This window comes from Pseudoalteromonas ostreae, from assembly GCF_018069805.1.
GTDB lineage: Bacteria > Pseudomonadota > Gammaproteobacteria > Enterobacterales > Alteromonadaceae > Pseudoalteromonas > Pseudoalteromonas ostreae.
The window spans coordinates 1-26,584 of the sequence record NZ_JAGPYN010000038.1; the positions used below are offsets into that span (position 1 = coordinate 1).

At 38.0% G+C, this 26,584-nt stretch carries 19 protein-coding genes and 3 pseudogenes; 8 read left to right on the forward strand and 14 right to left on the reverse strand.

All coding sequences use genetic code 11. The features are described from left to right. Positions 1-789 (forward strand): sulfite exporter TauE/SafE family protein (locus tag J7338_RS19660; RefSeq protein WP_215909151.1); only part of this gene is annotated, 789 nt, incomplete at its 5' end. Positions 790-853: 64 nt separating this feature from the next. After that, complete coding sequence (locus J7338_RS19665; protein WP_210798661.1) at positions 854-1,228, forward strand: hypothetical protein; 375 nt, start codon at positions 854-856, stop codon at positions 1,226-1,228. 60 nt (positions 1,229-1,288) lie between these two features. Here J7338_RS19665 and J7338_RS19670 read toward each other — a convergent pair. Together J7338_RS19670 and J7338_RS19675 are read right to left on the reverse strand one after the other, a co-directional pair. Then, a pseudogene (locus J7338_RS19670) lies at positions 1,289-1,732 on the reverse strand (LysR family transcriptional regulator); the annotation flags it as partial. A 436-nt stretch (positions 1,733-2,168) separates the two neighbouring features. Then, positions 2,169-2,462: pseudogene (locus J7338_RS19675) on the reverse strand (alpha/beta hydrolase family protein); the annotation flags it as partial. 156 nt (positions 2,463-2,618) lie between these two features. Here J7338_RS19675 and J7338_RS19680 point away from each other — a divergent pair. Both J7338_RS19680 and J7338_RS19685 read left to right on the forward strand, forming a co-directional pair. Continuing rightward, positions 2,619-3,218, forward strand: coding sequence for a hypothetical protein (locus J7338_RS19680; protein ID WP_210798662.1), 600 nt, complete (start codon positions 2,619-2,621; stop codon positions 3,216-3,218). A 247-nt stretch (positions 3,219-3,465) separates the two neighbouring features. After that, positions 3,466-4,281 (forward strand): hypothetical protein, encoded by an 816-nt coding sequence (locus J7338_RS19685; protein WP_228733040.1) that lies wholly within the window; start codon positions 3,466-3,468, stop codon positions 4,279-4,281. A 209-nt stretch (positions 4,282-4,490) separates the two neighbouring features. Here the strand turns inward: J7338_RS19685 and J7338_RS19690 are convergent, their stop codons facing one another. The 4 genes and pseudogenes from J7338_RS19690 to J7338_RS19710 form a co-directional block, all read right to left on the reverse strand. Beyond that, a complete protein-coding gene (locus J7338_RS19690) occupies positions 4,491-6,827 on the reverse strand; it encodes a S9 family peptidase (RefSeq protein ID WP_210798664.1) in 2,337 nt (778 codons plus the stop codon). Between the two features lie 140 nt (positions 6,828-6,967). Beyond that, positions 6,968-7,171, reverse strand: a pseudogene (locus J7338_RS19695) (helix-turn-helix domain-containing protein); the annotation flags it as partial. 300 nt (positions 7,172-7,471) lie between these two features. Further along, positions 7,472-8,116 (reverse strand): thiopurine S-methyltransferase, encoded by a 645-nt coding sequence (gene tmpT / locus J7338_RS19705; protein ID WP_210798665.1) that lies wholly within the window; start codon positions 8,114-8,116, stop codon positions 7,472-7,474. Positions 8,117-8,125: 9 nt separating this feature from the next. Next, positions 8,126-8,614 carry a DUF2938 family protein gene (locus tag J7338_RS19710; RefSeq protein ID WP_210798666.1) on the reverse strand — a complete coding sequence of 163 codons (489 nt, stop codon included), beginning with the start codon at positions 8,612-8,614 and terminating at the stop codon, positions 8,126-8,128. A 98-nt stretch (positions 8,615-8,712) separates the two neighbouring features. Here J7338_RS19710 and J7338_RS19715 point away from each other — a divergent pair, with 98 nt between their 5' ends. Continuing rightward, positions 8,713-9,603: a LysR family transcriptional regulator gene (locus J7338_RS19715; protein ID WP_210798667.1), complete on the forward strand. Its 891-nt coding sequence runs from the start codon at positions 8,713-8,715 to the stop codon at positions 9,601-9,603. Here J7338_RS19715 and J7338_RS19720 read toward each other — a convergent pair. Together J7338_RS19720 and J7338_RS19725 are read right to left on the reverse strand one after the other, a co-directional pair. Next, positions 9,600-10,178, reverse strand: a complete 579-nt coding sequence (locus J7338_RS19720; protein ID WP_210798668.1) for a DJ-1/PfpI family protein — start codon at positions 10,176-10,178, stop codon at positions 9,600-9,602. The genes J7338_RS19715 and J7338_RS19720 overlap by 4 nt on opposite strands. 44 nt (positions 10,179-10,222) lie before the next feature. Then, complete coding sequence (locus J7338_RS19725) at positions 10,223-11,692, reverse strand: DNA recombination protein RmuC (protein WP_210798669.1); 1,470 nt, start codon at positions 11,690-11,692, stop codon at positions 10,223-10,225. A gap of 217 nt (positions 11,693-11,909) precedes the next feature. Here J7338_RS19725 and J7338_RS19730 point away from each other — a divergent pair, with 217 nt between their 5' ends. Beyond that, positions 11,910-12,458, forward strand: coding sequence for a hypothetical protein (locus J7338_RS19730; RefSeq protein ID WP_210798670.1), 549 nt, complete (start codon positions 11,910-11,912; stop codon positions 12,456-12,458). On the opposite strand, the gene J7338_RS19735 is transcribed toward J7338_RS19730, so the two are convergent. From J7338_RS19735 to J7338_RS19755, 5 genes are all read right to left on the reverse strand, one after another. Then, positions 12,455-15,046 (reverse strand): serine/threonine-protein kinase, encoded by a 2,592-nt coding sequence (locus tag J7338_RS19735; protein ID WP_210798671.1) that lies wholly within the window; start codon positions 15,044-15,046, stop codon positions 12,455-12,457. The genes J7338_RS19730 and J7338_RS19735 overlap by 4 nt on opposite strands. Then, the gene (locus tag J7338_RS19740; RefSeq protein WP_210798672.1) at positions 15,030-16,019 is read right to left on the reverse strand and encodes an FHA domain-containing protein; all 990 of its coding nucleotides are present in this window, start codon (positions 16,017-16,019) and stop codon (positions 15,030-15,032) included. The genes J7338_RS19735 and J7338_RS19740 overlap by 17 nt, the downstream gene beginning before the upstream one ends. Before the next feature lie 988 nt (positions 16,020-17,007). Beyond that, positions 17,008-20,154, reverse strand: coding sequence for a DEAD/DEAH box helicase (locus J7338_RS19745; protein WP_210798673.1), 3,147 nt, complete (start codon positions 20,152-20,154; stop codon positions 17,008-17,010). 412 nt (positions 20,155-20,566) lie between these two features. Then, positions 20,567-21,529 carry a transcriptional regulator gene (locus J7338_RS19750; protein WP_210798674.1) on the reverse strand — a complete coding sequence of 321 codons (963 nt, stop codon included), beginning with the start codon at positions 21,527-21,529 and terminating at the stop codon, positions 20,567-20,569. Between the two features lie 15 nt (positions 21,530-21,544). Continuing rightward, positions 21,545-22,783 (reverse strand): AAA family ATPase, encoded by a 1,239-nt coding sequence (locus tag J7338_RS19755; protein WP_210798675.1) that lies wholly within the window; start codon positions 22,781-22,783, stop codon positions 21,545-21,547. Positions 22,784-23,554: 771 nt separating this feature from the next. Between J7338_RS19755 and J7338_RS19760 the strand changes: the two genes are divergently transcribed. Continuing rightward, positions 23,555-24,769: a replication protein A gene (locus J7338_RS19760; RefSeq protein WP_145239015.1), complete on the forward strand. Its 1,215-nt coding sequence runs from the start codon at positions 23,555-23,557 to the stop codon at positions 24,767-24,769. A gap of 56 nt (positions 24,770-24,825) precedes the next feature. Here J7338_RS19760 and J7338_RS19765 read toward each other — a convergent pair whose 3' ends face one another. Further along, the gene (locus tag J7338_RS19765) at positions 24,826-25,701 is read right to left on the reverse strand and encodes a DNA replication terminus site-binding protein (RefSeq protein ID WP_210798676.1); all 876 of its coding nucleotides are present in this window, start codon (positions 25,699-25,701) and stop codon (positions 24,826-24,828) included. Between the two features lie 561 nt (positions 25,702-26,262). Here J7338_RS19765 and tnpA point away from each other — a divergent pair. Continuing rightward, the coding region (tnpA, locus tag J7338_RS19770) for an IS200/IS605 family transposase (RefSeq protein WP_210798677.1) at positions 26,263-26,584 on the forward strand (322 nt) is incomplete at its 3' end.

The following is a 26,584-nucleotide window of genomic DNA, read 5'->3' on the forward strand; positions in this document are numbered from 1 at the left end:
ATTATATACTGCGCCATATTAGGTAGCGGTGTTGGTTTTTTAGCAGGCTTATTAGGAATCGGGGGCGGGCTGGTGATTGTGCCCATACTCAGCATGATATTACTGCACTTTAATGCTTTGCCACCTGAACAAGTAGTGGTGGTTGCCATTGCGACCTCGCTGGCCTCTATTTTATTTACTTCGACCTCGTCGGCTATTGCGCATCATAAAAATGGCAATGTACCCTGGGATATTGCACCTTGGGTTATGGCAGGCGTTGCCTTTGGCGCGCTCATTAGTGGCTTTATGGCCGCGCTGTTACCCGAGCATGTAGTGCGTTTGGTATTTGCTGTAAGCGTGGTGCTAATTGCACTAAAAATGATTTTTTCTGGTAAGAATGATTCATCATTAGAGCGCCCGTTACCAAACAAAGGGTTACTCAGTGTTTATACGACCATAACCGGTGGCTTGTCTGCCATGATAGGTATTGGTGGCGGGGCAGTATTGGTGCCGTTACTGACGTTTTTTTCTGTTGATATGAAAAAAGCCATAGGCTGCGCATCGGCCTCTGGCATTGTGATAGCACTGTTTGGCTCAATGGGTTATATCAGCTCAGGCAGCCAGTTATTTAGCCTAAAACAAGGATTTGCAGGCTTTGTGTATTTGCCCGCTTTATTGGGTATTGTATGCACCTCATGGTTTACTGCGCCACTCGGTGCTAAAGCTACGCATTATTTGCCAGTTTCAACCATAAAGAAAATATTTGCCGGCTTATTAATAATAATGGCAATCAATATGTTTACTCGATAAGGTTAAAGTTCGCAGGCTTGCTTGCGAATATATTTTGAGATAAAAATTTTAAGACAAGGATGCTATGAAAATAGTTAAATTAAGGGATAAAGTTGATAAAACAATCTTAAGTGTTGCTTTGTTCTTTTTGATATCACCTATCATAGGGTTAATTACAGGAACTGCTCATCAGCTTGGAACGACAGGCAGCGACTATCAACAAGCATCGTTAATTGATGACCCAGAGCAATACTGGCAAATTATTATCATGCAACTTACTATTACTTTAGCTATCGGTATCCAAGGGTTTATTACATTCCCAGCCTTAATTGCCGCACGCCAAAAAGTATTAAAGTTTAGAGATAACAATAAAATTGTAGCCAATATCATATTTTATTTGCTCACTCCGATATTCTTTATCGCTTTATTAATATTTTTAATATATTTATTTGAACTGTAAGGTTTTAGATCCGTACCCCGCACCGCGACGCCCGTCAATCTTAAAGCGATTAACTAAAATCTACGTCATTTGCGCGTGCTTTATAAATTCGTCATAAATACTGTCTTTAATTAGCCTGTCAGGCGTAAAGGCATAATAATGCTGATAAACATTATCAATTGTACCAATGTAGTTAACGCCGTAATGGCGCTCTACTTCGGCTCTTACCAAAATAGGCGCAGGGAATATCCCAAACCCTTGCTCACCTAACGACTTCATTAATGCGCTGTCGTCAACATGGCCAGCTATTGTCATTTCAATCTGTTGCTCTTGCAGCCAATAATAAATAGCCCGCGCGACGGGGCTTTCTTTTGCGGGGAGCACTAAAGGCTTGTTGTTTAAAGACTGCTGAGTTACATGGCCAAACTCCGTTAACTGTAGGCCTCGTCCTTGACGAATAAACAGCGGTTTTCCAAGTTGTTGCTCTAAGTTAGTAATTTGTGAGCTGACCGTTTGCGGCTTTAAATATTCGTAAAGTTGAGATTCAAATAAATGATCTTTCGAGTGAGCGCCACGGCACTTTGCAGCAATGCAAAATTAATATTCTTTTGCCTGGGCTACCCAGTATTAATGTAAATACAAAAGGAAGAAGTATGCTGCAAGCGATAAAGCGGGCACTTAAAAGTTTGCAGCACATTCTCGTTAATAAGTATCAACCTTCGCAACCAAGCTCTTAGTTTTTATTAATATCGCACTTGCAGTAGCATGGATGCTACTCTTTTTATTTCTATTCTCGTACCAAGCTGTGTTTAACATTAAACGATTCAATTATTGCCATTGAGCAGTATTTCCTTGTTCCTTGACCTTTCACCTCGTTGTGTAAACCCCCGTTACATTTTGATTAAAAAAGCTGCACACTAATAATTAGTGTGCGGCTTTAGTATTTTACTTTTTAAAGCGATTACTTGGTTAGTAAGTGCTTTTCAAAAAAGTCAGCCATCATTGTATGGTAATGCAAGGTGGTGCCTTTGCCTTCACGTAGGCTATGTAAGCGGTTAGGGTATGAGAAAAACTCAAACTGCTTGTTATGCTTTACAAGCTCGTCAATTAAGCGTTCTGAGCCTTGGTAATGCACGTTATCATCGCCTGTGCCGTGAATAAGCAATAGCTTACCAGTTAGGTTTTTAGCAAAGGTAATCGGCGAGGTGTTATCGTAACTCTCAGGATCGGTGTTTGGGTTACCCGCATAACGCTCTCATTAAAGAGCTCTATAATCATTATCTAGAAAGAAATATGAAAACTTCTATCGAAATAGATTAAGCGCGGTGTTCTTTCAGTATGGTTTTTAAGTGATAATTAAGATAAGCGTTAGCTCTAGATCTTTATACTAAGTATTTAAAAGGATAATTTAGTGATACATAATATTTCAAAATATAGTTTTATTTGGTTAATTTTATTGCTTATTTCATTGAGTACTCATGGCCGTAGCCAGTCAACGATGTTTTGCGAAATATCGTCTATAGGGAATCAAGCAGTCACAATTAGTAAGAAAAAATATGATAACGATCTCAAGTATAACTTTCAGCTTATAGATGACCATAAAATAATAACCATTACTATCGGAGTCATAAGGCCTGAGCACGACTCTATTTTATTTAAAAGCTCAGCTAAAAAAGCGCCAGAGATTAAAATTGTGGAATACTCACACAAAAGATATGAAAAAATGTGGGAAGAGGACCTTTTTCATACGGTGAATTTATTACATTCTGAAAACCATATCTGGGAGCAGCGAGATGCAAAGTTATCAATTTGGAAAGCTACGTTCAATGAGCATGATAACTTGATAGGTTTTTGGTCAGCAGCAAACAACGAGGAGATGTTCACTCTTTCATTAAATGCACTAAATGCCTCTAATCAACAGAAGTTGGTGCCAATTAATGTAATAGTGAACACTGTTAATGAAATACTTAGTCAATGTAAAATAAAATCATTAAAAAATGCCCCCCTTTGATGTAGTACCTAATATGGCAGGACAAAATAATCTATCTCCCAGCAGTTTAATTCGTAGCTTAAAGTTTATGGGTCTTACCTTTTTAGGAACAGAATTAACCAGCCCACATACATTACCTTATTTGGGGCTAGAGTCTTATCATACTCAATTGCGCTTAGCTGGTAATCATCGGAGAGCACAAGACGTACTAAATTATATAGAAAAAAATACTTAGAGTGGTTGTATTGAGAGGGATACTTAAATGCTAATGAAAAAAATACTCCGCGGTTATCGCGGAGGCCCTGATTTTAATAATATTCAAAAAGAGCATTATTACCTAGACGAAGAGCTTAAATTGACCGTTGCTCTTCCAGTTTGTAATCCGTTGAAACAACCTAAAACAAAAATTGTAAATTATCCTTTTACAGAAGCAAATTGGTTTGAAACTAACTATAGTCAGATTCGACATTCTAGATATATTCCAATTCATGAGTCCTATTGGTTTTATTGGCCTCTAATGCGAACGCCGATGTCAGATGAGTTGGGAAGCCTGCGGCTCAATATTACTATTGGAAAGCTCGCATCTCCAGTCACTAGCACTAAAGAACTCGGCCATGCCATTCTAAAAGAATATAACGACTATTATAATTCCTCTTCAATAGGTAAATATTTTAAAGGGCATAATACTGAGCTCATCAATGAAATAGAAGCTCATTCTGCTCGCCGAGCCACACCATTTTCAGACGAAGAAAAGCAACATCACATAGAGTCTAACTTATTAAATTCAGGTTTCCCTGAAATATCTCAATTTGATGAATGTACATTTAATAATATTGAGTGGATAAAATATACAGAGATTCGTTCTAACGAAACAAAGAAAAAATACGTTTTTGCAACGCAATTGAATGAAAAATATTATCTTATGGCTAATTTTACATTCGATCTAAATATGTCTCAAAATGATAAACCTTGGTACAAAGACGCTAATGCAGCTATAACCCCTTTAATGGAAGGTATTATGCTTAAGTATATAGAAAGTCTAAAAGAGAATAGTAAATTATTAAATAGCTCTGCTGATAGCTAAATTAATACTACTTAAGAAAGCAAAAGACCAAAGTCATCTTCCAGTAAATTTTACTCAGGTTCTTGTTATTTAGGTTTAGTATAAGGACATGAGACTTCCTTTCTCAAGGTTAACCTTTACACCCAGCTGTAAACCCCCGTTACATTTTGATTAAAAAAGCCACAGACTAATAATTAGTGTGCGGCTTTAGTATTTTACTTTTAAAGCGATTACTTGGTTAGTAAGTGCTTTTCAAAAAAGTCAGCCATCATAGTATGGTAATGCAAGGTGGTGCCTTTGCCTTCGCGTAAGCTGTGTGAACGGTTAGGGTATGAGAAAAACTCAAACTGTTTGTTGTGCTTAACGAGTTCGTCAATTAAACGCTCTGAGCCTTGATAATGCACGTTATCATCGCCTGTGCCGTGAATAAGTAATAGCTTACCGGTTAGGTTTTTAGCAAAGGTAATAGGCGAGGTGTTATTGTAACTCTCAGGATCGGTATTTGGATTGCCCGCATAACGCTCTTGGTAAATGGTGTCGTACAAACGAATGTCTGGCACGGGGGCTGAGGCAATGCCCACTTTAAATTTATCACCGTGGCGGAACAATAAGTTAAGGGTTGAACTACCGCCCCCTGAATGCCCCCACACACCAACACGGTCTGTGTCTATTACATCCCAACGTTTAGCCATAGCATCAAGCGCGTCTACTTGGTCTTGCACGGTAATTGAGCCAATTTTTTTATAAATTGATTTACGCCAATCGCGGCCTTTTGGTGCACGTGTACCACGATTATCAACCGATGCCACAATAAAGCCTTTTTGCGTTAGTAACGATTTATATAAGTAACTGTTACCTTCCCAGCGGTCTTGCACGGTTGAACCCCATGGTTCGCCGTATACGTAAAACACAATTGGGTATTTTTTACTTTTATCCATGTTCTCTGGGAACATAATGTAGCCGTCAAGCTCGGTGCCATCTTGCGCGTTTACTTTAAAAAACTCATGCTTTGGTAAGCTTTGTTCAGCCAGTTTTTGTTTAAGCTTTGTATTTTCAACTAAGGTTTTTACATTACTATGATCGCTCACTTTAATGATCTCTTTAGTCGGTGGCGTACCAAATTTTGAGTAAGTGTGCATAGCCCATGAGGCATCTTTTGACATGTAGTAGCTGTTTGAACCTTCAAACTCAGCAGGCGTTACCCGTACCGGTTTGCTGCTGCCATCAAGCGGTGTGCTGTATAAATAACGCTGACCAGGATCGTTTGGCGAGGCAATAAAATACATTACGTTTTTATCTTCATTGATGCTCAGCATATCAATAATGTCGTAATCACCAGGGGTTAGGTCGATAATAGTTTTGCCATCGCGCGATACACGATAAAGATGACGCCAACCGTCGCGTTCGCTATGCCAAATAAAAAACTCACCGTCTTTTGACCAGTTTGCTTTATAAAACCATTCGATAAACGCATCGTCTTTGTCTTCTAAAATTTTAGTCAGTTGCTGCTTTTGCCAATCAAACAACCACACTTTGTTATGGCTTTGTGGGCGGTTTAAATCTTGAATCATTAATTCATTACCGGTGCCTGCCCAACTAATACGCGGAATATAACGGTCGCGGTTATCGCCTTCAAGCTCAGCCCAACGGGTTTGTTTATCAGCAAGGCTTACCACACCAACACGCACGGCAGAGTTGGTTTCACCCGCTTTAGGATAAGGGAATTCTTTAAGGGTAGGGTAGAGCTCATCGGTGTTGTTGATCATAGTGAAAAATTTAACGTCACTGGTATCAAGCTGCCAATAGGCGATTGATTTGTTGTCGGGGCTCCAACGAAAACCATCGGCAATAGTAAACTCTTCTTCGTATACCCAATCAAAATTACCGTTAACAATGGTGGCGTTACCATCGGTTGTGAGCGCGGTTACATCGTTACTACCAACCGCTTGCATATAAATATTGTTATCGCGTACGTAAGCCACTTTTGAGCTATCTGGCGAGAACTTAGCAAACATTAACTTAGTTGGCTCAACGTCTTTACCACCTAATTGCTGTAATTGGTTTGTCTCAAGGTTAAGTAACCAAAAGTCGCCTCGGCTGCGCGAACGCCAAACTTGCTCGCTGTTGGTAAATACCATCAGCCATTTACCGTCTTTTGACCACTGATAGCTTTCGATTGCAAATGGCTCGTCTGCGCCCTCTGGCAACAGCTTTTCAAACTCAACCAATACTTTACGGCCTGTGCCGTCAGCATTGTAAAATACAATGTCGTTGCCTTTTACGCCGTGCTCTTTTTCGTCATCGGCGTTGTTATCGTCTGCTTTTTCTTTTTCGCTTTCGCGCTCTTCAAGCACAGTGTAGCCGGTGCCATCGTCTAGCCACTTAAAGTAAGTGCTACGCTGGGTTTTAAACTCTTTATCTTTATAAATTTGCGCTAGGCTTAATGGATTATTCACGGTACTCATCGCTGCATTGTTGTTGGTTGTTATGCTGGTACTTGAACATGCTTGCAAGCCTAAGCCCGCAACAATGGCCAGTGCCAAGCCCGATGTTTTGATCAGATTCATTATTATTGTTCCTTGGGTCTGCTGACCTTTATAGATTAAGGCGCTTATTACATTTACTGTAACAAAATAACCTACACAATATCAGCATGCTTAACGCACAAAGCTATGGTTTAAACCCAAACTTTTATAATTAATTACCAACGGTTAGCCTGTGCTAACCATTGCTCTATTTCGGGTAAACAGCCCTCGCCAGCGGTGGTAAGCGTAACTTTACGGGTAGTATGATGCAATAAGCGAGTATTTAACCAGACTTCTGCCGACTCAATATGGCGAGCAACCATAGGGCGTGACATTTCAAGCCGATCGGCAGTGGCAGTAAAACGGCCTGAGTAGGCAACATCCACAAAAACCTGTGCAGCGGTGAGCTGTGCGCCGTTATACTAATAGGCTGAGCTTCCCAATGTGCGCTGATCATTAAAATAGCGCTAGGCTTTTTGATTTTAGCAGCAACGGTTTGTAAACATTCCACCATATCTTTATGGCTTGGCTCTCCTAGCAGTGGTAATGGACCACCACCATGAGATAAAAAGAAAACATTTGCTGGTTGCGGCATACTTAACCCTTAATTGTTCGATGTGGTTATTATAATGCATGCTCAAATCGCAATTAACTAGCCACAAAAATGCACAGCTAAAGTGCAAATTCTAAGAAGCTCTAGCAGTCATCAACCAAACCACAATACTGGCAGGGGTAACACCTTTAATACCTTGGTTTAATTTTTCGCAGCTGAGCATTTTTAAGCTGTACTGCTTTGCATAAATACTCTGTACCTCTGCCGCAGGCACACTGTATGGCATGCCACTACGTTGCGATTGGTCGTAAATACAGGTGATCAATAATTGCGGTGCAGCATCACTTAGGCTAATCAAGTGTTGGGCATATTGACTGCGAATAGTGTAGGGTAGCGCGACTAAGGCACCGCGATCATATATTGCATCAACATGACCTAAATGCTCAACAGTTAAAGCAAACACATCACCGACCCAAATACAGATCCCCAGAGCCTGATACGCAGTAAGTAGACCATGTGTCGTTATTTTTGGCGTAAGTGCTAATTCATCAAACAGCTGTTGAACAGCAAGCTCACTAAGTTCTACACCTACAACTTGCATGCCCATATTGAGCAAGTAGTGTATATCAACTGTTTTGCCACACAAAGGTACAAACACACGGCTATCTAGCGGTAAATTTAAGTTAGTAAAATAACGATCTAAACTCGGGTTTACATTATCGCCATGAAAGCCAACATCATTATTTTGCCAGCGCTTTAACCAATATTCTGCTTGCATAACAACCTCTCAAAAGAGTGACAGCGCTAATGCGCTTAGGTATAAACCCACACCAAACACTGCGTGCGATAAAGTGCTTTTAATTCTAGCGGTGATTGGCTTTGATGTTTTAGCCGCAGCAATACCTAGCCCAAGAGCTGGTTGCATCACAAAAAAAGGTATAACAACCGTTAGCACGCCAAAAAGTAGAGCAGGCATTAAGCTTGGCGCTGTTAACCAATGATTTGGCAACAATAGTATAAATATCAATGCAAAAATAACCCCTATAAAGTAATGGCTAAACCAACCAATTGCGCATTCATTAGGTTGTGCAGCGGTTTTACTAATAGCAAGGTGTTTAAACTTGCCGTAGCGCATTAAGCATAGCCAGCGCCCCACTAGGCAAAAGTTTAAAGAGTTAATACCAAACTTACTAAGTAGTAGCGCCCATGCATCAAGTAATGCCGTAGCACCTATACCAATAATTATGACCGCCAACCAATCAATTGTTGAAAACATAATGTCACCTTTTGCTGAAAACTTAAGCACTATGATATACACTTACAAAAACGTTAAATACAAAGCTTTAATCAAACTTAAATTGCAAAAATGGAATTATGTTAGACGATATAGTGTTGTTTGTGCACATAGTGCAGCAAGGTGGCTTGTCTCAAGCTGGAGAGTATTTATCGCTCCCTGCGGCAACCGTTACAAGGCGATTACAACGGCTAGAGTCTCGACTGGGGCAAAAACTGCTGCATCGCTCTGCGCGCCAATGCACACTGACTCAACAAGGGCAGGTTTATTACCAAAGCTACGCAAGTTTGGTTGAGCAGTTTGAACAAACCAGCCATCAACTCAATCAACAAAAAGAGCTATTGAGCGGTAAGTTAAAAGTGCTTGCGCCACTTAATATTTGCCATGGTTTTTTAAAGCCAATGTGGTTGTCGTTTTGCAAGCAATACCCCGATATACAATTGGAGCTGATTTTAAATAATCAGCTTGAAGACATTATTAAAAGCCAAGCCGACTTAGCATTAAGAATCGGCCCACAAGCGGATTCACTTTTGCAACAAAAAAAACTCGGACAAGCAGATTCTATTTTAGTGGCTACCCCAATTTATTTAACCAATGCACCAGTGCTCACAGAACCAGACGACCTTAAACAACACCGCTTAATTGGCACTACACTAAGAAATAAATGGCCACTCACCCACACTACTTCACGCGCAAGCTATACACACATGTGTCGATTTAGCAGTATTTATAACGATACTGGCTTTGTTAAATACCAAGTGGCTGATCATCAAGGAGTAGGCTTACTACCGCGATTTGAAATTATAAATGAGCTTAAAACAGGCGAGCTAATAAGGGTTTTACCTGAATGGCAAAGTCGTAATCGCGAAATTTTTGCTATTTGGCCAAGCGGTCGTTTACTTAGTAAAAAAGCGGTTTGTCTTAGGGATTATATGCATAACTTTATCAGTGAACAATTACCAAACAATTAAACGTTTTTGTGCCACTGATATTCCATTTTTTTTGCTGTAAGCTCAGCGTGTGCTGGGCTTATTAACTGCGCAACTAGCGCCAAGCTCATATCAATCCCCGCAGAAATACCGCCAGAGGTGGTAAATTTACCCTGTGATACCCAACGCCTATTTGCAACTACGTTTAGGCTTGGGAACATAGCAGCAAGATCTGCTTGATCTTCCCAATGCGTAGTCACCGTTAAGCCATCGAGTAAACCCGCTTTGGCCAATAAGTAAGCCCCTGTACACACCGAAGCAACGTGATTTGCTGAATCAGCCGTTTTTTTGATCCAGCTAATTACTTGCGGTTTAATTAATTCAGCAGTATGAACGCCACCAACTACAATGAGTAAATCAATCGCGGGGTGATCAGCAAAACTGTAATGGGGGTTTACACTAAACCCTGCGCGGGCAATTACTGGCGCCGCATGTTCTGCTACAAAAAATACCTGCCAGTTATTATCTGCTAAGCGCTTTGCCGTGCAAAACACTTCAAATGGGCCTGAAAAATCCAGTATTTCAGCATCATCGTAAATATAAATCCCAATGTTCATAATGTGTTTTCCTTGGCTGCATCGAACAATAACGTTTAGCAAAATTATTCATCTAACTCTAATTGCGCTCGTTCAACGCTTTCTTTAGGCAATTCTTTTTGTACCGACACCCCTAATTCTTTAAACTCAGAAGCTTGTTTAATTAGATTGCCTTTACCACGATATAACTGCGAAAACGCTTTGTCATAACTTTCTTTGGCTTTATCTAGTTGCTTACCAACGCCTTCCATACTGGTTAAAAAGCCGTTGAGCTTGTTATAAAAACGCTCGGCGCGGTTTGCCAACTCTTTGGAATATTTAGTTTGCTCTTCAAAACGCCATAACTGTTTCACAATATTTAAGCTGGTTAAGAGGGTAGTGGGGGTAGCAACCAGAATGTTCTTTTCTATTGCTTGCTGGTAAATGTCGCTTTGGTATTTAAGTGCTTCTACAAAGGCGGACTCTATGGGTACAAACATAATAACAACCTCAGGGGAGTTAAGCCCTGGTAAGCGGTCATATGATTTACTAGCGAGCTCATTAATACGCGCTTTTATGGCCTCAACATGCTCTTTAATTGCTTGTTGAGCCTCAAGTTCATTATCGGCATTAACGTAGCGTGTGTATGCGTTTAGCGATGTTTTAGCATCAATCACCAAGTGACGACCTTGTGGTAAATACACCACTACATCGGGGCGCAGGCGGCCTTCTTCGGTGTTGAACGATACCTCGCGTTTATAATCAGTGTCAGCGCGCAACCCTGCGCTATCTAACACGTTTTCAAGCATTAATTCGCCCCAATTACCTTGGGTTTTCTTTTGCCCTTGTAATGCGTTACTGAGCCTGTCTGCTTGCTCAGTGATTGCTTGGCTTTTCGCTTGTAGATGTAATAACTCTATTTTCAGAGCTTCACGTTGTTTTACATCTTCAACATGAATTGATTCGAGTTTATCTCTAAAGCCTTTTAGCTCACCTTCTACAGGTTTTAACAGCTGCTCAATACTTTCTTGGTTAAGGACTTTAAATTTTTGCGATTTTTCTTCGAGTATTTGATTAGCAAGGTTTTCGAACTCTTTTTTAAGTTGTTCTTTGCTTTCTTTAATATGTTGTAACTGTTGCTCAAAATGGCTTTGCTTTTGCTCAAGCATAGTGCGCATATTATTGAGCTCAACATCACGGGCATTGTATTCGCTTCGTAGTGTTGTTAAATCAGCTTCAGCTTTGCGCCAATAATGGTTGTATTGCTGGCTTTGTTTTTCTTGCTCGGTAAAGCGGGTTTTATAGTGTTGAGTTTCATCGCGTTGCTCTTGGTGGCTTTGTTTAAGTAGATCATGTTCATCTATTAATACAGTATATTGCAGCTGTTTTTCATTGGACTGTGTTTGCAATAACGCAAGTTGTTGCTGCTGCTCGTTTAGCTCTGCCGTTAGTCGTTTCCCACGATTTGCATTAATAACACTAAAAAGCACCGCGCCAACACCAAAACCAACCCCAACACTTACCCAATCTATATTTGTAAGTAACTGTATATACATAAAATAAACTTTAATTAACCCAAAGAGGCTTCATAATAGCCAATCTAAAAATACCAAGATAGGTTTTTTTACTTTTTTATGACCCTCAAAAAAATATTACAAGACATTACAAAATACCCATATTAATTAGTTATATAAACAATTTTATTCTACACTCAGAACAATAATGAAAACCAACAAGTGGTTTTACCTATACACCAATGCAAGGACTGAAAAAATGAACGATATTAAAACCCCTAATATTGAAGTGCAATGCAAGGCTGATAACTATTTCTCCGTTAAAACGTTGACTGTTTTACCTCATACTCAAGAAAATTGGTTAACATTTTTCAATAACGAAACAAATCCGACTGAGTCACTGAGTGTGTTGTTTAATAACGCGGGAAAAAACGATTTCATAAGCACTGAGAAAAGACAATACGTAGAGCTTATTATCAACCTAGATCCATCAGTGGCTGCCGATTGGGAATTTTACGGTAACGGTGTTGAATATTGTGATGCAGATAGCAATTGCCAATATAATATCTCTACCGAAATCACTGATGACGACACTTTAGTTTTAAGAATTTCTCAAGTAGAGCCGACCTATGAATTTAACGGTGTAAATAAAGGCAACCTTGAAAAAGTTGTTGAAGTAACCGAAGGCAAAGAAACTGAGTATTTACCTATTTCGTTTAGGTATACAGCTAAACATGTGCCTTCTGGTAAAATTTATATGTCACAAGATCCTAAAATTGTTGTTCGTAGGCCTGGTGCTACATACTAATATAAAGCACTAGCACAACGAAAAGAAGAGTCATGTTGTTGCATTAACGCAATAAACTCTTCTTTTTGGCACCAAGGTTTAAACCAGGGTAAATTAAACCACATAGGGTGATAGCCTATCATTAATGACTTTTCTATATACATAAACGCTGACTGATATTCACCAATCACACTATATACAAGCGCTGCAGTGAACACATATTCATTATGATCTGACGCAATACTGATTGCTTTATTGAGTGCTTGCAAGGCAAGTTTAGCTTCGCCGAGTTGGCTGTATGCTTGTGCTACTTCTAAATAACTATCAAGGGTGTGTTGATCTTGCGCCAGCTCAACTACCTTTAAATAATTAGCCGGATATGACTCACTAAGTCCTAAAACCTTTTCAATATCAGCTAGGTTAAGGCGAAAGCTGATATGCTCTGGGTTTATATCAACCGCCTGTTGGGCAACTATTAATGCTTGCGAAAACTCTCCTTGTAACGAATAAGCAATACTTAAGTTACTTAAATCTATGCTATCAGGTTTAATCTCAATTGCCTGTTTATATTGCTTTATAGCAATGGCTAAATCACCTTCTGTTAGGGCTATATCTGCCAGTAATTGATTTGCCATATAGTTTTGAGAGCTTAAGCTTATAACTTCATTAAGCAGCTGTTTTGCCTCTTCAATTTGACCTTGCCACCATAATACTTGCGCTAAATTTTGCTTTATTATTGGATTTGCTCGTATTTTTAATGCAAGTTCAAACGCCTGCTGTGCTTCAAGCAACTGATCTTGTTGTAAATATAATAAACCTTTAAGTTCATAAAGAGCGGTAGAACTTGCTCCAACTTGTTCAGCTTTAGCTAAATACTGCTTCGCAGTTAACCAATCTTGCCTAGCAACCGCGATTAGCATTGCATTTGTAGCAAATGCAGGGGTGTTTTGATACGCAGTTGGTGAGTTAAAAAGTAATTTACTGGCAATATTTAAATACTCTGCTTGCTGTGATTGCTGATATAAACTCAGTGCGACTTCACGTAATAACTCATAGTTGGCATATAACTGCGGGGTTTGTTCTATAGCCTCTTTAATACGCATAAATAATTGATCGGTGTAATCACCAACTTGCTGCACTTTTTGATAAAGCTCAATATGTTCTATTTGTTCTTTGTCACTAAGCTGCGCCATTGCAATATATTTACTATCAAAATCAGGGAAAAGCGCTGTTAATTGCTGACTGCTTAAATGGTACATCTGATTATAACTATCAATTACAATGGGCCATTGCTTACGCGCTTTTACCGTCCAATTTGGCGCCTCGAGCCGAACTAACGTTAAATAGCATTGCGGTTGCATACAATTAAGCTCAGCGGTCACCACTTCTTGTGCTCCCGTTGCTTGCTTTAATTTATGTAACTTATCTGTAAAAGTAAGTTTAGCATTGCCGCTTTGTAAAATGAGCGCAACCTCATCCTGCGAAATAAGATTTAACTGCTTACTATTAATAATACTTTGCCTAATAGCATCATCAATTGTGGCTTTGAGCATATTTGTATCTGCGGATAACAGTGCGGCTGATTTAACCACCGGAGGTAAAAATGCAACATAGTGCTCTGCTGGTTTATGTACTTGCAGCTTATACATTAAGCCTGTAGCGGCCAAGGCTATGCAAAGCAAGGTCCCTAAAAAAACAGCCTTTTTAGGCGATTTTTTTTGTAATGCGAGTTGCTCTATCGGAACGGTGTCTTGCGCTAAAATTTCTTGCTGTTTAATGGCTATAATAACGGCTTGTAACTTACGTTCTACGCTTTGGGCATCAACAGGGCGGCGGCCTTTTTTTTGTTGTAATAATTGATTTAGTAAATCACATAATTCATTAGGTAACTTAGGAATGATCTCATGTGCATTACACGCTTTACCGTTGGCAATATTATTTGCAATCGTTTGCGCAGATCCTTCGCCAAATGGATGACGGCCACTAATAAACATATAGGCCAGCATACCAAAAGAAAATAAATCACTGCGAAAATCTAACGGCTGTTTATTAAGCTGCTCAGGCGACATTGCACTAGCACTACCACAACTGGATTCATCACGTTGCTCACTAAGCGGCTTATTTTGTAATGTTGCAATACCAAAATCAGTGATTTTTAATTCATTTTTATCAATTAAAATATTGCTAGGCTTTAAATCACAATGCATCACATCTTGGCTATGAGCATGGGCTAAACCAGCACACAGTTGTGCTAATAAATTAAGCTTTTCGGAGAGTGTGGTGATGTGCTGATGTTGAAACTGCTGTAATGTTTTACCTTTTAAGTATTCCATTACGATACAAATTTGCTGCTCATACAAAATTACATCGTGTATTTGTACAATATTAGGGTGATTTAAACGAGCAAGCAGCTGCGCTTCAACCAAGGGGTCGCTATGTTCTATTGAGTGCTCAGTAGGCTTTAATAATTTAATCGCAACATAGCGCTTTAAACGTGTATCCTCTGCAAGATACACACTTCCCATTCCTCCTTGGTTAAGTAACTTAATTAATTTATAGTTAGTGATGACTTTATTAAATTTTAATACTGTTTCACGCTCTAACGACATCCGAGGTACTCTCTAATTCACACCCTTTATAGATCATAAAGGATGCACCAGCAAACCGCACTTTTCGCAATTGTCTTTCGATGATATTTTCAGCATCATGAACATTTACTAGAACTTCTGAAAATTGCTTGCGAGCACGATGTATCTGTATATTTAAATAGCGCATGTCGACACCTAAATCTTTCACTAATTGCTCTGTATTTACCCAACCTTGATTAGCTGGTAATACACCTTTTTTAGCATCTAACGCTCTATAGCGCGCTAAGTTTAAGGTTAAGTAGTGATGGCAGCGAACATGCAAATCAAAATCTTTATTATTATTGTGATGTTGAATTTTTAGTTCTGATGTTTCTTCATCCAAGCTTAGGTTAAAAATAAAGTCTAAATCACTTATATACAATTGTGGTACAGAGCTCATCTGAGTTGCAACTTCCTGATGGCTAGAAAGAAACATCCACTGTTCACCACCTAAAGTAATAATACTATGATCTTCTAAAACTTCTCGTATCGTAAACTCATCATCGTGTAATGATTCTAACAACCATTGGCCACTACTTTGCTCAAAAACAACCACGCTATCAGGTTGCGGCTCTGGCAATAGGTGGTAATGATTAAGCTTAATTGTCTCGGCTGTTTTACTTTGCTCATCATCTAATTTGATTAATTGGTCTGTAGGAGCACTGAGATCTTTAACCACATAAGTAACCTCTGAATTACCGGCAAAATAAATTTTATCGCCAATACTTAATTCTTCAGAGTTATCCTTCACCAAACGTTTATGATTTAACCAAGTACCATTCAGACTTAAGTCACGGATATACCACTTGCCATTTAACCACTCAATAATGGTGTGTATTTTCGACACACTCAGATCATTGACAAGTGTATCTACAGAATATTGAAAGCGCCCAAAACTATGATGCGCATATAAAAAACAATATTCACTTGTATGTTTATTAATTAAATAAGCCATTATCACTACCTTTATAAAATGATGAGGTATGTGCCTAACTATTGATATTACAATCAATTCTCTATAATAGACACAACCAAATAAAAATAAAACAAAAAATTAACATTTGACATTTTATAGATTAATCCGCAAACAATTGCGGCCAGACAACAGTATTTTAGAAACAAAAAGGCAAAATAAACATTACGTACTATTACAGCAATTGTTTATTAAAGGGATAAGTAAAAAGAATGAAATATAAAAAAAGCCAGCTCAAAGTGAGCTGGCCTAATATTACTAAAATAAGTAACTAAAACTAGGGAATCAACATGATGCCTGCGTTGACTGCAATTCAACAACAAGCAAAAGAGTAGACGCCCCCAGGCTACTTTAGTTCAAAATAAATTTAAAATTGATAAAATAATATTGCATGCACCAAATAGCAGGCATAAAAAAAGCCAGCTCAAAATGGGCTGGCTCAATCATTACTAAAATTAGTAACTAAAACTAGGGAATCAACATGATGCTTGCGTAAACTGCAATTCAACAACAAGCAAAAGAGTAGACGCCCCCAGGCTACTTTAGTTCAAAATAAATTTAAAATTGATAAAATAATATTCCATGCACCAAATAGCAGGCATAAAAAAAGCCAGCTCAAAATGGGCTGGCTCAATCATTACTAAAATTAGTAACCAAATAGGGGGAAATCAACATGATGCTTGCGTAAACTGCAATTTAACTACAAGCATAATAGTAGACGCCCCTAAATTAATTTAGTTCAAAAATAATTTAAAATTATTGAAACTAATACTGCAAACTCCAACTAGCAGGCATAAAAAAAGCCAGCTCAAAATTGGGCTGGCTGAATTATTACTAAAAATTAGTAATCAAATAGGGGGAAATCAACAATGATGCTTGTGTAAACTGCAATTCAACAACAAGCACAATAGTAGACGCCCCAAAGTTAATTTAGTTCAAAATAAATCTAGGAGGTTAATTTTATATAACGCTAACTTTTTATCAAAGAAAGCATTTGTTGTTCATCAAATTTTGTAAAACTCATTGATTTTTCAGTAAATAATGCATCAACAAGCGCTTGCTTATGTTGTTGCATTTTAAATACTTTTTGTTCAATTGAATTTGCCATTATAAGTTTATAAACAAATACAGGGTTCGTTTGACCGATCCGATAAGCACGATCTGTCGCTTGTTTTTCTACTGCTGGATTCCACCAAGGATCGAAATGGATCACAGTGTCAGCCTGCGTAAGATTAAGCCCAGTACCGCCAGCTTTTAAACTAATTAAAAAGACCGACGTTTGACCACTGGTAAATTCTTCGATCACTTTATCGCGATGACGCGTTTGCCCCGTAAGCAGGCTGTAATTGATCTCCAATGATGCTAGCTGCTGCGCAATAATATCTAATGCAGAAGTAAATTGACTAAAAATAATAATATTACGGCCTTCACTTAACATCACGGGTAAATGGCTACTCAACCAGTCAAGTTTTGCACTTCTAGCTGAGGTATGTTCGTCAATCAAACGCGGGTGACAACATATTTGTCGTAACTTTAATAACGCCTCTAAAAAGGCTAGTTTGCTCTTTTGTGCGCCTTGGGAAGCAAACAGATCGACCATTTTCTCCTCGAGAGAATGCGTAATACCTTGATAAATATCTTTTTGCTGTGCTTCGAACTCAAACTCTTTGATCAACTCAGTTTTTGGTGGTAGTTCTTGTGCTACTTCAGCTTTAGTGCGACGTAAAATAAAAGGCAAGATCAGTGATTTAAGCTCTTTAGCACGATCGCTATCAGCGTCACGCTCAATCGGAGTCTGAAAATGCTGCTTAAAATGAGCCTGTGAACCAAGCAAGGAAGGCATTGCAAAATCTAACAATGATTTCAATTCAAATAAATTGTTTTCAATCGGTGTACCACTTAAACATAAGTTAAATTGAGCATTTAAACGCTTAACTAAACGAGATACTTGCGCACTGTCATTCTTTATATACTGCGCTTCATCAAGGATAATGTTCTCAAAATACAACGGCGAGTAGTAAGCGATATCACGCTTGAGTAATGGATAAGTAGTAAGAATGCAATCTGCCTGGGCTAAATGTTGTAATTGCTCAATCCGCGCGCTACCAAATAGGGTCGTCACTTTAATACTACTGGCGAATTTAGCCATTTCATTTTGCCAATTACTGACCAAGCTCGTTGGGCAGACAATTAACGTTGGGCCTGCTTGCTCTCGTTGCCGTGCGTTAGCTAAAAATGCAATAACTTGTAAGGTTTTTCCTAATCCCATGTCGTCGGCGAGGATTCCGCCTAACTGATGGCGTTTTAAGAACTGTAGCCATTGAACGCCTTGCTGTTGATACTCGCGAAGCCGAACGCCCGCATTTAAGCCATGTAACACTGTAGTAGCAGTAGCTGGTGCATCTAGTTCAGCTAAATAAGACTCTAAGCTGTCGTCGACTAAGTTAACCTCAAAACAGCTCATCTTCATTAAATGTACTAAAAATGATAAAGGTATAAGTAATTCATCGCGTGTTTTTATAAACTCAAAACGATCTTTAAAATCAGTAAGCGTATCAAAAGCTGGTTTTGTTATTACTCCAAACTGTTTACCATTTGCATAATAATAAAAAAGTTCGCTTTGACGATTAAGTGATTGAAATTCTGGATTATCGTTTGCTAATACGGTGGCAGCTTTAGCATTTGAGATCATTATTTTACTAATAATTTGATGACGTTTACCACGTTTAACATCCAAGCTGACATTAGTGATTGATTTTTTTATCACTAGTTTTTTATCTGTTACCTTCCAACCACGCTGACGAAGTTTAGGCAAAACCTCGTATTTAAACCAGTGCTGATGAATAACTGATTGTTTATTAAAAATAAACTCATTTTGTAAAGCCCCTTTACATAATTCAAAGCCTAAATTTGTGAGCTCTGTGATAACGGTATTTTCAAGCGATGCATTGAGAATATTTGCGGGTGCTGAATCTGGAGCGTAATTACCATCTTGATAGTTAAAGGTAAGCGTTAGTTGCAATTGGTTATTGCTATTACTAACCTCCACAACCGCACAAGTATCTGCTACCCGTTTTATTTTTTTACGTTCAAATGATTGGTAATGAGGTATCACACCGTCACCAAAATTTGCAGCTAATTGCTTATAAACACGGTCAAAATTAGCAGTATGAATGGCAGGGATCGCTTTAATATGAGCAACTTCTTCACCACTCAACGGTGTACGTAACCGGCCTATGCGTAGTGTCTCTGTATCAAGGTAAGTGGGTGGTGTAGTTTTAAGTAAAAACCAAGATTGTTTACCCGTTAAACTTACATTTAATTGAATAAGGTCTTTTTTGTGTGACCACGAAAAACTCAGATCTTCAGCACTATCTGCTTTAATCGACTGACGAGAACGCCCAAAAAACAAACGCTGAGAAGCAATTAACTGCTGCAATGCGTTAAATCCCCATTGTCCTCTAAGCTCTAAATTACCAAGTGCATTTTGCGAACGGATCCAACTGTATAAACGAAAGTCAGTTTCGAGTAAATCAGACGGTGTTACAAAGCTATTAAGCTGCTGATCAGTAAGATTTCTACCGAGGGTATACTGATGTTCCGCAGAGAAAGCCGCTATTTTTGGTGTTAAAATAACCCGAGAGTTTTCTACATCAAGTACAAATAACAATACATTTTTAGCTTGTGATGACTGGTTTTGCTTAAGTGTTGTTAGCTCTTCAAACCAATCATTCATTATATAGTCTTGGCCGTAATCACCAGAGTGATCAATCTTCAGCTTTAACAATACAGCAGCCAAGTGGCGACAGTTAGTTTTGGCATTACATGAACAATGTCGATCAACTGCAAAACCGTTGGCTAACTTTTTTATCTCTATATGTTGAGTAAAAGTACAGCCTTGATTTCCAAACACCGAGGCATCAATGACAGAGAAATCATGATTATGCTCTAACCAATTAATTTGACCATTTGCTACGTACTCTTTTGCTTTACTGAGCATATGTGGCTTAAACAGCTGTTTTATAAATCGTTCAGATAAAGGAAATTGAGTCGCTTGTTCTTGCTTGATCTCTTCAAAAATAGCGAGTAGGTCATTCTTAGATAAGTTAGCAGACATATTGCTCAGGGCAGTCAAAAATAAAAATAATTTTACCAGTATATGATTTATCGGCGTCGAGCTAAAGCATTAAAATGATTAAAAAGCTGGTTGGAGCTGATAAGTTAGTAAAAAAATGATCTCAATACAAAAACAGCTGAATTCTATAGTTAAACACAACTAATCAACAACAAACCCACAACTTACAAACATACCACTAACAATTAAGCGCGTTTACAGATCACATTTTTACTAAGTTATAAAAAAATAGCGATATGAGTGAAAAATATAGCTAATCAGTTAGTAAAAAAATGATCTATGAGCTCAATAGTAAGGTTTATTGATATTTCAGATCATTATTTTACTAACAAAACACAGATTTGGATCAGAATTTTACTAACAAACGAACGCCTCAAGATCAGATTTTTATTAACTAATTAAATGCATTTAACAACTTAGTGAGTTGTTCTAACCGCTTGTCTGTCATAACTTTATTATCAATTTTAATTGATAAATCCCCACTTTTTAAATTACGTTGTAAGCTAATGTAATTATTTTCGAGAAGCGCTTCTCGACGTTGAGCGGACTGTGGCTCAGCAGTGAGCAACTTAGTGATCATCATTGCACGCTTATCATCACCTATTATCTCAGCCAGGCTGTTGTCGTGTGTTAAATGATTGACTTGCTGATTAAAGCTATGTTCATCACGCTCTTTCGCTGCAATCAGTTTTTTAGCAACTTCACGGCCAACATGATTTGCTGTTGGATAAAGAGCTAGTACAGCAGCAGGAAGCTTCTCAAAGGCTTTAATTGCATCTGCAATGGCCGTATGCGATACACCTTCAATGGCGGCGACTTCACGGTAAGAACCTTTTTTACCTTGTGCAACTAATTCATCTTTAGTTTGTTGATATGCTTGGCCAAGTTCCCAGAGGCTCGGGGCAATATATTGGTCAGACGATACCGCTAAAATCTTAGCATCTAAATCTGTAAAATCACCTGAACTAAGAACCATGTAGTTAGCATTGCCGATTATACAGGCCATACGACGACGTGAGCCGGCTAATACCAGCGTTTCGTCACCTTTATCCCAACATAGGGCGGGGTGTTGGTTACGACCATCCTCGGCTATTGCAGGGAGTATATCAGCGACAGACTTTTCATTGAGTAACACTTGAACACGACGATTTTTTGCGTACACTTTGGTAGTATTTTCTATTTCAGCATGTGGGATCACTTTACAAATGAGTGTGATCTGACGATTAGGATCACTTGGTGCAGGCATTTTGATCACATCGCCTGCATTTGCTTGTTCTAGTAATTCATCAAGATTGCTATTACCAATTGAAGTAGCAAAAGGATCTAAGCTGGTGTCATTTTTACGTTTTTTAGCCATTTTTTGTTAACTACCTTACTTAGTTTCATTCAATTGAGATTGTGTTGATTGCCAGTTTGAACGGATCAGCATTTCTAATTCATCAACAACATCTTTTATATTTTCTTGAGCTCTGAGCAATGATTCTCGACTTGCTAAACTATCAGATGTTTTTTGATCAAAAATCGTATTGAATGACGAAGAGCTCGCTGTAATTGCCGAGCTGTGGTTAATTGGGTAACTCATTACCTGACGACCAAATGCACTGCGCACATCTTTAACGATGTCACGCTGTGAATGATTGCCTTTTACGTAATTAGTTACTAAAAATTGCATAAAGTCCCAGCCTTCATGACCTAAAGATGCAACGGTATGATAGATCTCACCTAAACGTTTTAGATATTTGTTATTAGCATCAAAATCAACGGCCTCAGGATGGACCGGGATCAGCATAGCTGTAGATGCCATTAAAGCATTATAAAACATGAAGTTAAGAGAAGGAGCCGTATCAATTAAAATAATGTCAAATTGATCTTTAACCGGATCAATTACTTTTTCTAATAATTTATGATAATGACGTGTTTTTTCGTAACTTGAACTATCTTTTAGCAAAGTTGCCGTTTCGTGTTCAAAGTAAAAATCATCCATACCAGAGGGCAAAATACGTATATTAGGGATGTGCGTAGGCAAAAAAGCATTTGTAACAAGTTGTTGCCAAGTTTCATCAGGATCTAAATCAATGCAATCTCGCATTAAATCACCGACCGTTATCGGTTCTGGTTCACTTGGTGGGAAAAAGCTTGATGATGATCCTTGCGGATCCAAATCAATAATACCAATACGATATCGTTTAATGTTAGTCGTAGCTAGGGCTGCTGCAATATTTACCATACTGGTTGTTTTACCACAGCCGCCTTTTAGAGAATTGATCACAATAACTTGTAGTTTATCGTCAACATTACGGTGATCTGGTTGAATATCCATTATATCTGCCATAGCAAATATATTTACTAGCGTGTACGCGTAATGGCCATTTGCACCGCGTTTAATGTTTAGCTGGTCAAAATCACCATTGTCATGGCGGCGTTTTAAGGTACGATTGTTACAACCTAGTAGATCTGCAGCTGCTTTTTGAGTGTAAGTTCGAAGCTCTTTTTCTTCAGATTTTAAGTGGGCACGATAATGCTGAATACGTCCTGCTAATGATTTTTCTGCGACTTCCGCAGTTGCTTTTAAAAGCCGATAGGTGGATAGCGCATTATTATGAATTGACATACTTTATTCCTCAAAGTTAGGTATTAAGTATAATGTCCATTCAATTGGCTGTAAACAACTATTTATGACGACATGGCTTTTAATAACAAGACATTTAGAGTTAATTTGTAATTTTAAAATTGCTTAGTATAAATAAAGAAGTTTAAAGGTGGTTAAATATATAAGGTAGTAAAGGTTAAGTGCATAAAATAGACATCTAAGCTTATGATATATATAAATAATAGTAAAAAAAGTGGATCAAGTTTATACTTGGTTAAGATCAGATCTTTAGTAACTAACAGATCGCTATTTTACTAACCCTAAATCTGATAATTAGGTTATGCACAAGTTGAGCACAGGTTTACCCACAAAAACTACTGTCGAGATCAGTTTTTTACTAAGATAATTAAGAACTTATCCACTTACGATCAGGATAAATAGGCTGTTCAATTAGTATAGATCTGATCTGTAGTAGGTATAGATCAGATCTATGCTAACTGATTCGGTGATTATCCACAGGCATTAGTAAAAATTAGTTTTATGTCGTGTATTTATGGTTAAAAAGAAGAAATAGACGGACAAAAATATGCGTGAGTTAGTAAAATTTAGATTTATAAGACTAGTGTTAGTAAAAAACTGATCTGGAAATCAAGATCATTAAGGTTGCTTAGTAAAATAGTGATCTGAACATATATTTTAAACCCAGATCAGTTTTATACTAACTTAAACATTTAACTTTTTCTGTTTAATGTGTTGTTATTAGCTGTCGCAATAAAATTGGAAATCATAACAATGAACCGAAAGGTCAACATCTCGGTAGATAACTTACCCGATACATTACGGGGTCAGATCCACGGGGTGGAAAGTGCAATAGATAACGAAAGCCTCGCATTATTCACAGACAATAAAGATGTGCGGGTTTCATTAGAAAATGCAGCGCATGGATTAAGGGCCTATTCGAATACTTTTAATCATTATGATTTGTGGGGACGTTTTGTTCGCTCAGGCCATAAAAAATTACCACTAGAGGAAGCGCCTAAAAAAACTATTATTACTCGAAAGATATCCGAAAAAGTGGATGGCATTTTGTATGATGGTGAAATTAAAATTACTCCAGCGGTAGTAAGTACCCGTAAAGACGGTGAAGATGTTGAATATTTGGTTTGGCCATCAGATCGTGAAGAAAAAGTAGAGCGTGCACTAATCCGTTTAGCTTCTAAAGGTAAAATTGTAAAAATCAATTTTAAGTCCGGTATTCAATATGCCGTGGTTTTTTCTATGAACGAATTAGCGCAAGAACTTAAAGCTGTTGGGCAATCAATGCCTTACCCACAAATAAAAGAAGCATTAGAAGCACTGCAAGGTTCTAAGCTATCGTTTAAGTATTCAGCGACAGATACTAAAAATACCAATATTGATGATTCATTCTACGAATCAAATATGAACTTTCTTTCTTCTTTGCACTTTAGTGGTAAAAAAGGGCAGGGCGGCAATGTTAAATGTGTAGCGTGTTTGAATGCGTTTGTCCATAACATGATCGATAACCTTGAATACAAAGGTTACTATTTCAATAGTGCGCAAGAATTAAAGCGCGGATTATCTCGCTGGATGATGTTGCGTCTTTATCATCTTTGGCGCTATGCGGCACCAGGAAAAACATATCATTTTAGGTTGTTATCTATCATGGAAAAATATGGCTCAATATATTCAACCGATGATATCACTGAAAATAAATTAAAAGCATTGCGTCGTGATATGACCACCACGATGAAAGATCTTATCGAAAAAGGTGCTATTTCAGAATATAGCATTACGAATGTTAAAGATGATAAAACTGGCAACATTGTAGATTACACATACGAGATGCATCCTTCAGATCAGTTTTGTGATGAAATACTTACTTTGAATAAGCATAATAAACGTATTGAAATTCAAGGTGGTAAACGCATAGTTGAAAATGCAGTTTTAATTGACGAAGATAAAATTGAAGAAATAGTTAAAGATTAACTTACCGCTTAATATTATTCTGACCAAGGCCGCTTTTAGCGGCCTTTTTAACATAATTATTTATCAACTTGTTCCAAATATAATCTATCAACAAGAAAATCATACTCACGTTTACGCGGATGGCTTAGTGGTTTTTGATAATCTGATAACGTACCTAGTTTTACGTCCGGTTCAGGGTTTATCAAAATAAAAGGTAGTGCGGCACTAACATGATAACGATTTTGCGCGGTGTATCTCACATTTACTTGTGGGCTAACGCGGGTTGGGCGTCTTATTCGTAATTTATCTTTATCTCCTAAACTAGCGACACGTAATTGTTCTTGAGCAACGAGTGTTTGCCAACTGAGTTGATCTATCATTCTAGGATTGGAATAACCGGCTGATTTTTCGAGCATGGCTAGTGCCATCTTTTTTGTCAGTGTTTTAGTCGCGTGTTTGTGCATCCACGTAAAACGAACTGAAAAAGGGGAGTTTACTTCAAAATGAATTTTACGGTACGCGGCGAGTGTTATTAAATTGGGTATAGCATTATGAACCGCTTCAAAGCGAGCATCATTATTATCAATAGCTAAAATACATTCTTTAAATGCAGCTTTAGCTTTATTTAATTGCTGAATTCGAGCAACAAGCTGTTTTTGATCTGCATTTTTTATTACCAGTAACCCTGGGTGACGTTTTAAAACACGACTACTTAAGCCTGATTTTTTATAGATATCGTTAAATGAATTTAAAATCAACCTGTGGCCCGCATCTCCTGTAATTTTCGTAACATTGATCGATTGAGGAACTATCTTTTCATCGTTACTAACAATATCAGGCAATTGATAATAATCAGCCTTTGAATAATCGCATTGCATTAAATCATCAATAAAGTGGTTAGTTAAATCACTAAGTAAATCGAACTGACTGCGAATTTGAACTTTAGTTACCATAAGAACACATCATACAATATAGAAGATAATAGTCTACCATAGCGGTAGTTAAACTAAAAATAAAGTTGAGACATTGCCATGTTTATAAATATTTAAGTGTTATTAGATGCAAAGTTTATACTTAATTAATAAAATGTATGATGTGTTCCTTTTTGGTAATTTCTGTACAACGATAAGTTATGATTACATTCATTGCTAACATATCTTTTAAGTTCACCTTTGAGTTCTGTTTAAAAATAGCAATAAGGTAGGCATGCCGCAGAGCAAGGTAAGGTAAGTAGCGCATTCATCAAACACTGATTTACGCTCAGCAGGAGTTGTAACAGCTAAATCTGCATGTTCAGATGATTTTAGTTGGTATGCTCAGTGAATCAGTCAACTAGATTATCAAAAAACAGCAAGCAAAACGCTGTGGTTTGGATGCTGTTCCCCCTCACACTTTAAGGCATTAATTAAACATTGATAAACCCCCAGCTCAGCTGGGGTGACTCGCATAGGTTTGACCGTGACAACGGTAGGGGTATCTTCTTTGCTCGACCAAAAGTAAAGAGGAAATAACCTATGCGAGACTATAAGAGTTTGTCTCATACTCGTTGGGATTGTAAATACCATATTGTATTTATTCCCAAAAAGAGACAAAAGTTGATTTACGGAGCGATTAGGAAGCACTTAGGTGAGACGTTTCATGAATTAGCTAAAAGGAAAGGGGTAATAATTGAAGAAGGGCATTTAATGAAAGATCACGTTCATATGTGTTTGAGTATACCTCCAAAATTTGCAGTTTCTAATGTTGTCGGTTATTTGAAAGGAAAAAGCGCAATTTCGATAGCAAAAAACTTCCGAGGGCGACAACGAAATTTCAATGGGGAAAACTTTTGGGCTC